This is a genomic window from Flavitalea plasmicola (genome assembly GCF_030546645.1).
Taxonomy (GTDB): Bacteria; Bacteroidota; Bacteroidia; order Chitinophagales; family Chitinophagaceae; genus Puia.
The window spans coordinates 491,707-504,632 of the sequence record NZ_JAUOTO010000002.1; the positions used below are offsets into that span (position 1 = coordinate 491,707).

The 12,926-nt window shown below is 50.4% G+C and carries 10 protein-coding genes; 5 read left to right on the forward strand and 5 right to left on the reverse strand.

Going from position 1 to position 12,926, the window contains the following annotated elements; genetic code table 11:
* Nucleotides 1–18: 18 nt before the first annotated feature.
* From Q4E93_RS07260 to Q4E93_RS07270, 3 genes are all read right to left on the reverse strand, one after another.
* Nucleotides 19–4,395 carry a CusA/CzcA family heavy metal efflux RND transporter gene (locus tag Q4E93_RS07260; protein WP_303583840.1) on the reverse strand — a complete coding sequence of 1,459 codons (4,377 nt, stop codon included), beginning with the start codon at nt 4,393–4,395 and terminating at the stop codon, nt 19–21.
* Nucleotides 4,396–4,459: 64 nt separating this feature from the next.
* Entirely contained in the window at nt 4,460–4,774 is a 315-nt protein-coding gene (locus tag Q4E93_RS07265; protein ID WP_303583841.1) for a DUF6660 family protein, read from the reverse strand.
* A gap of 27 nt (nt 4,775–4,801) precedes the next feature.
* Complete coding sequence (locus Q4E93_RS07270) at nt 4,802–5,602, reverse strand: NYN domain-containing protein (protein ID WP_303583843.1); 801 nt, start codon at nt 5,600–5,602, stop codon at nt 4,802–4,804.
* Nucleotides 5,603–5,641: 39 nt separating this feature from the next.
* Here Q4E93_RS07270 and Q4E93_RS07275 point away from each other — a divergent pair, with 39 nt between their 5' ends.
* The 3 genes from Q4E93_RS07275 to Q4E93_RS07285 all read left to right on the forward strand — a co-directional run bounded on the left by Q4E93_RS07275 (nt 5,642) and on the right by Q4E93_RS07285 (nt 7,255).
* Nucleotides 5,642–6,553, forward strand: coding sequence for an AraC family transcriptional regulator (locus Q4E93_RS07275; protein ID WP_303583845.1), 912 nt, complete (start codon nt 5,642–5,644; stop codon nt 6,551–6,553).
* A 91-nt stretch (nt 6,554–6,644) separates the two neighbouring features.
* Complete coding sequence (locus Q4E93_RS07280) at nt 6,645–6,767, forward strand: hypothetical protein (RefSeq protein ID WP_303583847.1); 123 nt, start codon at nt 6,645–6,647, stop codon at nt 6,765–6,767.
* 2 nt (nt 6,768–6,769) lie between these two features.
* Nucleotides 6,770–7,255 carry a hypothetical protein gene (locus Q4E93_RS07285; RefSeq protein WP_303583849.1) on the forward strand — a complete coding sequence of 162 codons (486 nt, stop codon included), beginning with the start codon at nt 6,770–6,772 and terminating at the stop codon, nt 7,253–7,255.
* A gap of 51 nt (nt 7,256–7,306) precedes the next feature.
* Here Q4E93_RS07285 and Q4E93_RS07290 read toward each other — a convergent pair whose 3' ends face one another.
* On the reverse strand, nt 7,307–7,840 hold the full coding sequence (locus tag Q4E93_RS07290; protein WP_303583851.1) for a Uma2 family endonuclease: 534 nt from the start codon (nt 7,838–7,840) through the stop codon (nt 7,307–7,309).
* A 356-nt stretch (nt 7,841–8,196) separates the two neighbouring features.
* On the opposite strand from Q4E93_RS07290, the gene Q4E93_RS07295 reads away from it, so the two are divergent.
* Nucleotides 8,197–8,925, forward strand: coding sequence for a hypothetical protein (locus Q4E93_RS07295; RefSeq protein WP_303583853.1), 729 nt, complete (start codon nt 8,197–8,199; stop codon nt 8,923–8,925).
* Nucleotides 8,926–8,960: 35 nt separating this feature from the next.
* On the opposite strand, the gene Q4E93_RS07300 is transcribed toward Q4E93_RS07295, so the two are convergent.
* Nucleotides 8,961–10,223 carry an epoxide hydrolase family protein gene (locus tag Q4E93_RS07300; protein ID WP_303583855.1) on the reverse strand — a complete coding sequence of 421 codons (1,263 nt, stop codon included), beginning with the start codon at nt 10,221–10,223 and terminating at the stop codon, nt 8,961–8,963.
* A 267-nt stretch (nt 10,224–10,490) separates the two neighbouring features.
* Here Q4E93_RS07300 and Q4E93_RS07305 point away from each other — a divergent pair, with 267 nt between their 5' ends.
* Nucleotides 10,491–12,926 (forward strand): outer membrane beta-barrel protein, encoded by a 2,436-nt coding sequence (locus Q4E93_RS07305; protein WP_303583857.1) that lies wholly within the window; start codon nt 10,491–10,493, stop codon nt 12,924–12,926.

Here is a 12,926-nt window from a genome sequence, read left to right on the forward strand (position 1 = left end):
AAGTTCTTTTTTTGCTGATTATTTATTCCCTCTCAGGTATTCGAGATTGATGACGGCCGTATTGTATTCATTCACTGCAGCCAGGTAATTCAATTTGCCATCCACCGCCATGGTGATGTTCTGGACGTATTCTATATAGCCGATCTCTCCCTTGCTGAAAGCAAATTGGGCCACCCGCATCTGTTCTTCTCCCAGGGCCAGCCCCGAAGATCTGTAATACTCCACTGTCTGCCTGAACTTGCCGTATTCCTGGAAAGCCTTGTTCCAGGCCGTGTTCAGCTGCTGCCGGGCCGTCGCCAGCTGGGCCGCCGCAATGGATACGCCTATCTTCTCCCCGTTGATCCGTGCTTTGTAGGCTCCGGCAAACAGGGGCAGGGAAAGCCCCACCTCAAAGCCTGCTATCCGGGTGCCCGGGAAATAACCGCGGTTGATCTTCGCCGGATCGAAACCGCCGATGACCAGCTGGTGATTGTATCCCAGCGTGATCTCCGGCCACATTTTCGCTTTTTCCAGCTGCGCTCTGGCACCCGCCATTTGTACGGCCTGCCGATGATAGTCCACCACCGGTCCGCCTTGCAGCGCAGCGGTGTCCGCCTGTTCCCTGAAAGTAAGCGGAGCCAATTCCCCCCGGATCGTCAATGGTTCTGTGCTGTTGATCAGCTGTTGCATGGCTATCTCATAGACTTTCATGTCGGCCATGGCTTCCTTTTTCTTCAGCAGGATCTCCTGGTATTTATTCTGCGCCGTCAGCCTCTCCAGGTTAGAGGTCTCACCGGTGCTTTGCCGGACGGTTGCCTTTTTAGAAAAGTCACTGTACAAACTATCCAGGAAGTCCAACACCTGCAGCTTCTGTAACCCGTACAGGTAATTGTACCAGGCGATCCTTACTTCTTTTATGATCTCTGCCTCCGTGATTGTTTTGGCCTTTTCCCGCAGGGAGGTTTGCTGCCGGAGGACATTTTTCTGGTCCCTATAAAAGCCAGGCATCGCAAAGCTTTGTGTCACCCCGATGGAATTATCGATATTGCCTCCGCTGGTGGGGTCCTGGGTCAGGCGAATGTTTGTCTTTCCGGGATCAAAGGATGATCTTTGCAACGCCCTGCTCTGGCCGATCTCCAGTTCGGCTGACCTCAGCTGCAAATTGTTCTTCAAAGCCAGATCGATGTATTTTTGCAATCCTTCCGGCCGGGCCTGGGCTTTTACCGGTGTGCCGCCCCCAAAGGACAATCCGGCAACCAGCAATACAACTACCGCTATAGGATTTATTTTCATTGCAGACTGTTTTTCCTTTCCGGAGAATAGTATATACAGGCAGGGCAAGACAAACAGGGTCAATAGGGTAGCCGTTATGAGGCCACCTATCACCACTGTCGCCAATGGCCTTTGGACCTCAGCCCCCGCGCTGGCTGACAGGGCCATCGGCAGAAAACCCAACGACGCTACGGCAGCTGTCATGATCACCGGGCGCAACCGGACCTCTGTCCCTTTCAGTACCCGGCGATAGATGTCTGTGAGCCCTTCCTGCTTCAGCTGGTTGAAATACCCGATCAACACGAGCCCATTCAGTACCGCCACTCCGAACAGCGCGATGAAACCCACGCCGGCAGAAATGCTGAAGGGCATTCCCCGGATCAATAAGGCAAATACTCCCCCGATGGCGGACAAAGGAACGGCCGTAAAAATGAGCAGTGTTTGCTTGAACGACCGGAAAGTGACATATAATAAGATCAGGATCAGCAACAGCGCTGACGGCAGGGCGATGGCCAGCCGTTGTTTCGCCTCCTTCAAGTTCTCGAACTGGCCTCCATAGGTCGTATAGTATCCAGCCGGCAACTTCAATTCTTTATCCAGTAATTGTTGGATCTCCAGCACCGTGCTCTCGACATCGCGGCCCCGGACGTTGAAGCCGACATAGATCCTGCGCCTGCCATCTTCCCGGGAGATCTGAGCGGGGGCATCTTTGAATTCGATGTCCGCGACCTGGTTCAACGGCACGCGATTGCCCGAATGCAGGGGTATATAGAGGTTCCCGATATTGACGATATTCTCCCGCAGGTCCCGCTGCAGGCGGACCACCAAGTCGAAACGTTTTTCTCCTTCGAACACGACCCCTGCCACATTGCCGGCAAAGGCCGTCCGGAGGATGGTATTGACGTCGCTGATGTTCAGGCCGTATTGCGCCATTTTATCCCGATTGTACGAGACCGTGATCTGGGGCAATCCCGATACTTTTTCTATAAAGGGTTCGCTCACCCCCTTTACTTTCGTCATCAGCCTGGCTACTTTGTTTGCCTGTTGGGCCAATATGTCCAGGTCCTCGCCATAGATCTTGATCGCCACGTCCTGGCGGATGCCAGTCATCAGCTCATTGAACCGCATCTGCATCGGCTGGGTGATCTCCCTATTGATACCGGGAATGGCCGACAGGGCCTTTTCCATCTTTTCGATCATTTCCTCCCTGGAATGGGCGCTGGTCCATTTCTCCCTGGGCAGCATGGCGACCATCATATCCCCTCTTTCCAAAGGCATGGGGTCCGTCGGGATCTCCGCGCTGCCGATGCGTGTCACTACCTGTTTCACTTCCGGGAATCGCTCTTTAAGGATCTTTTCGGCCTTGCCGAACGTCGCCACCACCTGGCTCAAGGATGTTCCCTGCATCATGGCAATTTCCACTGTCAGGTCTCCTTCGTCCAGGGTCGGAATAAATTCGCCTCCCAGCCTTTGGAACACGATAAGGCTGACAAGGAACAACGCTAAGGCCATCGAGACGACGACAACCTTGTATCGTAGCGCTGTCGTCAGGGCAGGCTCATAGATCCTCTGCAGAAAGGCTGTTATCCCATCGGAAATGGTCCTTCGATGCGCTGTCTTCCTGCTTAAGACCAGGGCGCTCATCATGGGTACATAAGTGAGCGACAGGATGAAAGCGCCCAGTATGGCAAAAGCTACCGTTTCGGCCATGGGCCGGAACATCTTTCCCTCTATTCCCACCAGGGCGAACAAAGGCAGGTAAACGATCAGGATGATGATCTCCCCAAAAGCGGCGCTGTTCCTTATCCTGGAAGCCGCGCCATACACTTCGGCATCCATCTGCGGCTGCGTCAGCCGGGGTACTTTCGGGAATAAATGACTTTCAGTCAGCCGGAAAATGATCGCCTCTACAATGATCACTGCTCCGTCCACAATCAATCCAAAATCTATGGCGCCCAGGCTCATCAGGTTGCCGGAGACGCCAAAGGACCGCATCATGCCAAACGCGAACAGCATGGACAGAGGGATGACGGATGCGACGAGCAAGCCGGCCCGGAGATTGCCCAATAAAAGGACCAGGACAAGAATGACGATGGCCGCGCCTTCCAGGAGGTTTCTTTTCACGGTGCTGATGGCCCGGCCCACCAGTTCCGTACGATCAATGAATGGCTCGATCACCACTCCCTCGGGAAGGGACTTTTGGATCTGTATCATACGCTGTTTCACGTTGGCGATCACCTTGCTGAAATTCTCTCCTTTCAGCATCAGCGCCACGCCTGCCACCACTTCTCCTTCGCCGTTGCGCGTGACGGCCCCGTACCGGTTAGCGCTGCCAAAGCGAACGCTTGCAATGTCACGGATCAGGGTGGGAATGCCATTCACATTTTTGACGACTATCTTTTCGATGTCCCCTAAGGTCTTCACCTGCCCCAGTCCGCGGATGAAGTAAGTGTTGTTGCGTTGTTCGATGTAGGACCCGCCGGTGTTCCCGTTGTTTTTCTCCAGGGCTGCGTATATTTCGGGAATGGTGATGTTTTGAGCGTTCAACTTTTCGTTGTCGACGGCGATCTCATATTGTTTGACATACCCGCCCCAACCGCTGACTTCCGCCAGGCCTTCCGTGCCTGCCAGCTGTGTGCGCACTACCCAATCCTGGATGGTCCGCAGGTCCATGGCGGTGTATTTATCCTCATACCCTTTTTTAGTATGGATAACATATTGGTAGATCTCTCCCAATCCCGTTGTAACAGGAGCCAATGAGATCTGTCCAAGCTCTTTGGGGATATTCGTCTCCGCCTCCTGCAGCCGCTCGTTCACCTGCTGGCGCGCCCAGTATATATTGGCATTATCCCTGAAAACGATGGTGATCACAGAGATGCCCGAGCGTGATATCGACCGTTTTTCCGTCACTTCGGGGATATTGGCCAGGGCCAGCTCAATGGGCGCTGTAATATACTGCTCTACCTCCTGCGCCCCCAGGGTAGGCGCCTGTGTAATGACTTGCACCTGGTTGTTGGTAATGTCCGGAACGGCGTCAATGGGCAGCCTGGCCAGGGAGAAGACGCCCCAAATGACCAGCAGCAACGTACCTACCCCAATAGCCAGCTTGTTCCTGATGGAGAACTGAATGATCTTATCGAACATAAGATAATAATGTTTTGCAGCAAACGGTTCGTTCGCCGGAATGAAATGAAGTGTCAGAAAGAATTCAGGCGGCTAATTGGGGCGGCTGCCAGACGGGAAGGGAAATTTCCCGGATATCGGAGAGATAAAAATCCGTGTATCCGGTGCAGATCTGCGGCGCCGGAGCGATGGGAGGAATGGAGTGGAAAATAATGGTAAACCCTGCGCAGCAGGCACATTGGCAGAAGGGGGAACAGGCGTCATTTTGCGGCGTTCCCGGGCAGTTGTGCGCCCTGGAGACGGCTGCTTTCGCATTGTCGTGCATGGCAAATGCGTCATCGCAGGGCATGAAGCTCTGTATGAGAACGATGAATGCCATGGCAAAAACGAATGCCTTCATTGGTCAAAGATATAAAAAAATGCATCGCTACCTTCTTTTCGCATTGGGTTCAGCGGGTTCCTTCAGGCGCACCAGCACTGCAATACCGTCAGACTCCTTTCCTTTTCTCTCCTGGATCTCAAACTCGGGCATACTTCTGATCAAGGGGGTCAACTTCTTATACCCGTAATTTCTCGGGTCAAAATCAGGTTGTTTTTTTATGATCAATACGCCAAGATTTCCAAGGAATACCCATCCGTCGTCCCCTGCCAAATCATTAATGCTGTCCTTGATCAATCTTATTAGTTCGGGGGTAACTTTCGACATTGGCTTAGCAACAGCCACAGGAACTGCTTTTTTCTTTGCCATGGAAGCACCATCAGCCTCTGGCTTTTCTTCGGGCGCCGGCGCTTCCAGTATTTCTATATATATGAATTTATCGCAGGCTGAAATAAAGGGCAAGGGCGTCTTTTTCTCCCCCATTCCCAAAACCATCATGCCCGCCTCTCTGAGCCGTGTTGCCAGCCTGGTAAAATCGCTGTCACTGGATACGATGCAAAAGCCGCTGACTTTACCGGAATACAGGATATCCATCGCATCTATGATCAAGGCTGCATCGGTGGAGTTTTTCCCGGAGGTGTAGCTATATTGCTGAATAGGCGTAATGGCGTAAGGTAGTAAAACGGACTTCCAGCCGGACTTGGTCGAAGAAGTCCAGTCACCATAGATGCGCTTAAAGGTAGGCGTGCCATACTTGGCGATCTCTTCCAGCATCGCCTTGATCCTGCCGGGAGGCACGTTGTCCGCATCGATTAATACGGCAAGTTTCTGATCTGCACTGTTTTCCATAATGATAAGTTAAGTAAATATCCGGAAAGTAAAGTAAATTTGAGCATAATCAATGCCCCCATGTCCGGCAGTTCCACCGACACTGAGCACAAAAGGAGAATAGCTCATGTTATCGACTATATCTTCGGCCATCCTGACAGCCAAATTTCTTTGGAAACCCTTGCCGGCATCGCCCACTATTCCCCCTTTCATTTACAAAAGCTTTTCAAACAAATCATTGGCGACTCGCCGAAACAATATACTATAAAACTGCGATTGGAAACCGCCTTCCACCTGCTGATCATCCATCCCCAAAGATCCATTCAGGAAATATCTATCGAAAGTGGCTTTTCCTCTCCGGCCGTGTTTTCAAGAGCCATGAAGCGCTTTTTTGGTTATTCACCCGAACAAATACGCGATCTGCCCCATAGAAAGAAGATGATGCTTCTGCATGCCGTTGCGCCAAAATCCGCTGTAGCGCAGGCCGGGGCATCCGGAGCCTCGCTGCACACCGGAAAAGTTCCCATCCATACCGTCAAAAAAGAGTCCGTGAAAGGCATCTATCTTACTGCTCCTTTCGACAACCCTGCAGAAATCCAGCGTTCATTCGCCGAACTATCCATGACCGCCCGGTCAAACGACTGGCTCACACCAGGAGGTATGTATGGCATACTGAGCCCTCACCTGAGGAATATGTACAGAGCCTTTCTTCCTGTCGATCCGGAAATGGCCGGAACAGGCAAATTCACTTTCGCCGAGATCAAGGGAGGGAACTTTGCCACCTTCAAAGTGAGGGGGGATCTGAAACAAACGAATAAGGTTGCGCATTATTTTTATCAGCGCTGGCTGCCCGACAGTGGGTATAAAATTGCCGGGGTCACCGGCTTTGAGCGCTTTTCCGGCGATCCCGCCGTCATCTCCTACTATCAACTGGAGCGGGAGGTCCATATCCCCATCGAGCCCGTACGGTGAGAATCGCAAGATTTGCAAAGTCTTTCCCTGGTTTTGTCATGACGAAACGCCTCCAGGGCTGCAATTTTGCAGTTGCAACTATTTTTTTACTATGACGTTGAATAATAAGCAGAAAACGCCGCGGTGGGTAAAGATCTCCGGTGTCGTCACGATCGTTCTTGTCCTGGGCCTTATCATCCTCCACCTCACCGGTCACGGCTTTCACCATCGCTGACCATGACTCCTCTATTGCGCAAACTGGTGCTCCTCACGCATATCATCACCGCAGTCGGCTGGCCTGGCGCCGTTGCCGGCTTTCTGGCCCTTGCTGTCACCGGCGTTACCAGCGCCAATGCCCGGATCGTATCAGCCGTTTACGTGGCGATGACGCCGGTCACCTGGTACGTCATCGTCCCCCTGGCTTTTGCATCCCTGCTGACCGGTGTATTCCTCTCCCTGGGGACCAAATGGGGATTGTTCCGGCATTATTGGGTGCTGGCCAAGTTTCTGATAAATGCGCTTTCCATCGTGCTGCTGCTGCTGCATACCCGGGTCATCGGGCGTGTGGCGACGGTGGCTTCAAAGACCGCATTATCCGGTGCTGATCTCCGTGAAGAGCGGGTCCAGCTTGTGGTGAGCGCTGTCGCTGCCCTGCTGGCATTGCTGGCAGCCACCATCCTGTCTGTCTATAAGCCGAGGGGGAGGACATCTTTGGGGGAGTAAAGAGAGCGTAATTATACAGGTTTGTTTCTACCGGCCGTGGGTCCCATGCTTTTACCAGATCTCCTTAAAATCAATTGTGGCAGAACAGTCTCCCAAAGAAAACTGATAAGAGAAGGACCTTCCTTTTTGGTCAAGCGAATAGGCGTTGCCATTTAATTTGTACACCTCCACTTCCTCCGTATCGGGCGCAATGATGAGGTAATAAGGAATCCCCTGCATTTCATAAATGGAATATTTGCTATGCCGGTCTTTTAATGCAGTGGCTGGCGATAATATTTCAACTACCAGAGCGGGTGCAAAATCAAGGTACTTTTTTGTTATTTCCCCGCAGACCACCAACATATCCGGCTGCAAAATGGTGTCATCCGAAATACGATAATCTATGGGCTGGTATGCTGTACATTGTTTACAGCTTTTAAGCATTATGGTAAATTCAGCCCCTAATGCCATGGCAATCTTCTGATGCTTAGGCACGGGTAACGGACTCATGGCGTAGGGAATACCTTCAATTAACTCCCACTGCCCCTTCCACTGCTCGTAATCGCTGTATGTGTAATGAGGTAATATTTTAATTGCGCCTGACATGAGTCCTAATTTAAGCAAAGATATTCGAAATTAGGCGAAATGTTACTGCCGCTGTAACCAATTGAATATCAAACAAAATAATGAGACTCGTCTATTTTGGGTCTAAATCAGAATATTTTAGGAAATTAGCGTAGTAGCCCTTCAACCAGACCTGTCGCAACGCTTAGCATCTGATCCCTCAAAGTGCCGAAAGGCAAAGGAAAAACAGAGCCATTTTTTCTAACGATTACTAATTTATTGGAATGGGCAAACTCTCCAAGCGACCAAACCGTCGGAACAGGCACCACCCGGATACTCTGTTGAATGTACGGCCGCGACCGAAAATAAGCGGCTTTACACTAATTATAGTAACGCTATTGTCTGCCTTCATGCTGTATGGCGTGATCAAATTCTTCCGGTATCCTAAACCTGCTCTTGAAAAAGAAAAGGCGGCCGCCAGGGAAAATCATTCGCCTAACCTTCAGCCGGGAAAGTTAGATCCGAGTTCTTATGTAATAATGGAAAAGGACCCTGTTTTTTATAGAGAGCCTTTCGCAGGCAATGCCCCTGTAATCAATGGGATCCGGTTGAAAAGATATGACTCCAGCGGATTTACCATATTTGGCATCGGCAACACAGCTATCCCTCTTCCTAACCCGGACCTGCAGCGGGGGATAACGTTTTCCATCGGACACCCGTTTGGTTGTAAGGATCATAAGATCTCCCTCTTTCTTAAAAACATGAAGCTCTATGTTGCTGCAGATTTCAAGGATCTGGGAAAGGAGGAGACCATGGGCGCCATGGAATTTAACCACTGGAAGCTATATAAAGCCAATCTGATAGATTTCAGCAGCGACGATTTTGGGTTTGAGATAAAAGACAAGCAAGGGAAGATCGCTTTTTCCATCTGCTGCGGATATGGCAATGTCGTTTATCTGGCGGGTTATTTCATCAATCAGCGGTCTGTCATGGTTCTTCAAAACAATTATCTGAACAACAAGGCCCAGCTGGGATGTTTCGGAAAAAGTGACAGCGGTTGGAGACAACGGGCTGAAGGTGAGGTTGGGCTAATAAAGTCGCTGTTTGGGCCTGACAGACCGTATTAACCTTCCCCAACCGCCAGCCCGTGTATCGAATCCCCTCAGCGCAGAGACCTGAAGGCCGTCCGTAATTCTTCCGTAAAGAGCTGAGGTTGTTCCCAGGCTGCAAAGTGACCACCTTTGGCAAGTTTGTTGTAATGAATGAGCTTGGGATACGCCCGCTCTGTCCAGCTCTGCGGAGCTGCATAGATCTCGTCCGGGAAGACGCTTACTGCAGTGGGGATCTCCACGTGTTTCGGCGCGAAAAAGGGAAGCTTGCTTTCCCAATACAGGCGAGCGGAGGAGACTGCCGTGTTCGTAAACCAATAAAGTGTGATGTTGTCGAGGATGTCGTCACGCGTGAGGCCTTCGGACTGACCGTCGAAGACCCGTGCGATCAGCGCGAGGCTGGCCGCGTCGTGGTCCAGCATCCAGGCAGCCAGACCGACCGGAGAATCCTCGATACCATATAGTGTCTGGGGGCGGTTAGCCATCTCCAGGGCATAACCCAGGCCGTGCTTGTAGAAAAAGTCCAGCTGATCCCACGCATGCTGCTCTTCGCCTGAGAGGCCGGATGGAGGGGGTGTGCTGAACTGGAGCGCCTTCGAAATGTCGTCGGGAAGAGTGGCCGGCATATTGGTGTGGATGCCAATCAATTCGGGGGCCCCCAGCAGCGCCATCTGTTCCGTAACAGCATTCCCCCAATCGCCGCCCTGTGCTACAAATCGCGTATAGCCAAGACGCTTCATCAGCACGATCCATGCGCGGGCGATACGAATAGGATCCCATCCCGTGACAGTCGGCTTGCCTGAAAACCCATGGCCAGGCAGTGAGGGTATCACTACGTCAAAGGCATCTTCGGCCTTTCCTCCATAGGCGGTAGGATCTGTAAGTGGACCGATGATCTTCAGCTGCTCGATGACCGAACCCGGCCAGCCGTGGGTAATGATGACCGGCAACGCGTTCTTATGTTTCGAACGAACGTGAATAAAATGAATATCGACCCCATCTATCGTCGTCATGAACTGGGGATAGGTGTTGAGTTTTGCCTCAATTTTTCGCCAGTCGTAATTGGTCGTCCAATAGCTGGCGAGCTTCTGGATCGTAGCGAGTGGTACGCCCTGCGAAAAATCAGAAACCGTTTCGCGTTCGGGCCACTTTGTCGCCTTCACCCGTTGTTTCAGATCGACGAGCGCTTTTTCCGGAATGCTGACATGGAAGGGGCGAATTGCGTCGGAATTCTGAGCACCGGCGCTTAACCCTGATGCTGCGATGACTGCACCGGAAAGGATAGTTCCGGCGATCAGGCTTTTTTTCTTTTGCATGGTCCTGTTTTTGAAATGTTTTGAATTGTTTATGCGAAAGTAATTCTGGCTTCATGCAACGGGCAACAACCATCCGGGGCAACCGGGCAAGATCGGGGTTGAGGCAGGCATTTTTTGACATTAAACATTGGGGGTGATATTCAAGAATCTAACCATGTGTTATTTCAAAAGCCCGGGCGACCTTTCATCACAAAAGTCTTCCATCTACGAAGTAATTCGTTAATCTTAGCGCCGAATTTGCCTAACCTACCGGTCAAACCATAACCAATGCGAAAGTTTTTGTCAGCCGTTCTCTTACCGGCAGTCCTGTTCATTCTGCCCGGACACGTATTCTCCCAGGCTACAATGAAGTTGTCGGGAACCGTTTCTGACAGCAGCAGGCCTCTTGCATTGGTAACGGTCCGCCTATTTAAAAAAAACAATAAAGCTCCATTGCAGACAACCTTATCAAAGGAGAATGGCAGCTTTCAATTCAATAAGCCAGATACGGGCAATTACATGCTTTCCTTTACTTATACCGGCTTTACTGAATACAAGATCAATATTAATGTCGCTTCCCGGGCCGGGGATATGCAGATAGACCCTGTGCAATTGACAAGAGCACCCGGCACGCTTACAGCCGTAGTGGTAAATGGACAACGACCGCTGGTGGAGCAGTCTGATGATAAAATTGTTTTCAATGTGGAAGACGACCCGGCGAGCAAAACAGAAACGGCCATTGACATTTTGCGAAAAACTCCTTTCATAACGGTGGACGGCGAGGACAATATAAAAGTGAACGGGAAATCGAATTTCAAAGTGTTGCTCAACGGCAGGGAAACTTCCATGTTCGCCAGGAACGTGAAAGAGGCATTGAGAGGATTCCCGGGGGTCGTGATCTCAAAAATAGAAGTCATCACAACGCCTTCCGCCAAATATGATGGCGAAGGAATAGGAGGCCTGATCAATATCATCACGAAGAAAAAAGTCGTGGGCTATAATGGGACGCTCTCTTCTTTTTCCAGGACCAGCGATAAGATGAATAATTTTTCCGTCAATGGGAACGCGAAAGTCGGCAATGTCGGTCTCAGCGTTTTCCTGAATTCGGGGATCACGGATCCCGTGCAGCAGCATAATACCAGTACTACCATCCCATCAACACAAAACATCTATGCCAAAAGAACGCTGGACGGCGACCAGCAAACCAGCTCAGGGTGGAGTTTCGGCAACGCAGAGTTGAGCTGGGAACTCGACAGCCTGAACACGATCAGTCTGTATACCAATATTGACAGCTGGCGGAACAAAACCATAACGGATCAAACGATCACCACTGATTATGCTTCAGCTCCTTCGACGGTGAGCTATTATAGTCTCAATAACAAGACCAATAACCCTGGTGTGAATGTAGGCAGCGATTTCATAAAACACTTTAGAAAGAATAAGGAAAGAGAATTCAGCCTGCGATTTTTGGGTGAGTTCGGTAAAAATGACGCTAAGCTGAACAGTTTCCAGGATAATCCCGGTACAGACCGGTATTTAATCAATAACAGCTATGCAACCAACAATCAATTTACCATCCAGGCAGACAACAGTATCCCGGTGTCGAAGAACGGCAAGTTCGAAGGAGGATTAAAGGCAATCCTGCGCCGCGCAAGCTCCGACTTTCAAAGTCTTGTCAAATATGATGCAGCAGATAATTATTCCGAAAATGCCACCAACACGGATCATTTTAAATACAACCAGAATGTGATCAGTCTTTACAGCATGTATAGTCTGAGATGGAAGAAATCGAGCTTCCGTGCCGGCGTCCGTGCAGAGTACACCAGTGTCAACGGAGACTTCATTTCATCCAAAACGCGGGTAGACCATAGATATGTCACTTTCCTTCCCAACGTTCAATTCACCAACCGTATGTCCCAGATAACGACGCTGGTGTTTACCTATTCCAAAAGATTGCAACGGCCTTATATCTGGGACCTCAACCCTTTTGTCTACAACAATGACTCGTTGAATATTTCATTCGGCAACCCTAATCTTGGCCCACAAACCGTCCATGCGCTGTCCGGGCAGCTGCGATATGCCAGGGGGAATACATTTGCCGGAATAAATATCGAAGGAAGCTACAGCGGCAATAAGATCCTGCAGTATTCATCCTTTGATCCGCAGACAGGCATTACAAAAACTACCAGTCTCAATATCGGCAAGGAAATCCAGTCCAGCCTGAACCTGAATTTCAGTACAAAGATCACTCCCAAATGGAGCCTGTTTGTGAATGGTTCACTCCGTTACAGTACGGTGAAAAACAATTCCGACGTATCTCAATCCAACAGCGGATGGGGGTGTAATTTCAATTTAAATACGAATTACAGGTTCTCGGATAAATTCTCCGTGAGCAGCTATCTTGGTTTGTGGCAGGAGCCCCGGACCATTCAGACCACTTACCCGTTCAACACCTGGCACAATGTTGCCTTCAATTATAAAATATTCAAGAATAAGATCAATATTTCATTGCGGGCTGTGAACTATACTGAAAAAACGCATGATTTCAACACGATCACAAAGGACCGGAATTTCTACAATACGAATATTACCCGGCAGATCAGGCGTGGCGGGGTGCTTGCGGTGACATGGAATTTTGGGAAGCTGTCGGAGAATGTGTCTAAAAAGAAAGGGGTGAATAATGATGATATTCTTAGTAAGCCGGCGGCGCCTGGGAGTAATTAG

Coding starts and splice junctions, on each gene's coding strand:
- Q4E93_RS07290 (WP_303583851.1), bottom strand. CDS start 7,840: ATGTCAGGCGCAATTAAAATATTACCTCATTACACATACAGCGATTAC.
- Q4E93_RS07300 (WP_303583855.1), bottom strand. CDS start 10,223: ATGCAAAAGAAAAAAAGCCTGATCGCCGGAACTATCCTTTCCGGTGCA.
- Q4E93_RS07305 (WP_303583857.1), top strand. CDS start 10,491: ATGCGAAAGTTTTTGTCAGCCGTTCTCTTACCGGCAGTCCTGTTCATT.
- Q4E93_RS07265 (WP_303583841.1), bottom strand. CDS start 4,774: ATGAAGGCATTCGTTTTTGCCATGGCATTCATCGTTCTCATACAGAGC.
- Q4E93_RS07285 (WP_303583849.1), top strand. CDS start 6,770: ATGACTCCTCTATTGCGCAAACTGGTGCTCCTCACGCATATCATCACC.
- Q4E93_RS07280 (WP_303583847.1), top strand. CDS start 6,645: ATGACGTTGAATAATAAGCAGAAAACGCCGCGGTGGGTAAAGATCTCC.
- Q4E93_RS07260 (WP_303583840.1), bottom strand. CDS start 4,395: ATGTTCGATAAGATCATTCAGTTCTCCATCAGGAACAAGCTGGCTATT.
- Q4E93_RS07270 (WP_303583843.1), bottom strand. CDS start 5,602: ATGGAAAACAGTGCAGATCAGAAACTTGCCGTATTAATCGATGCGGAC.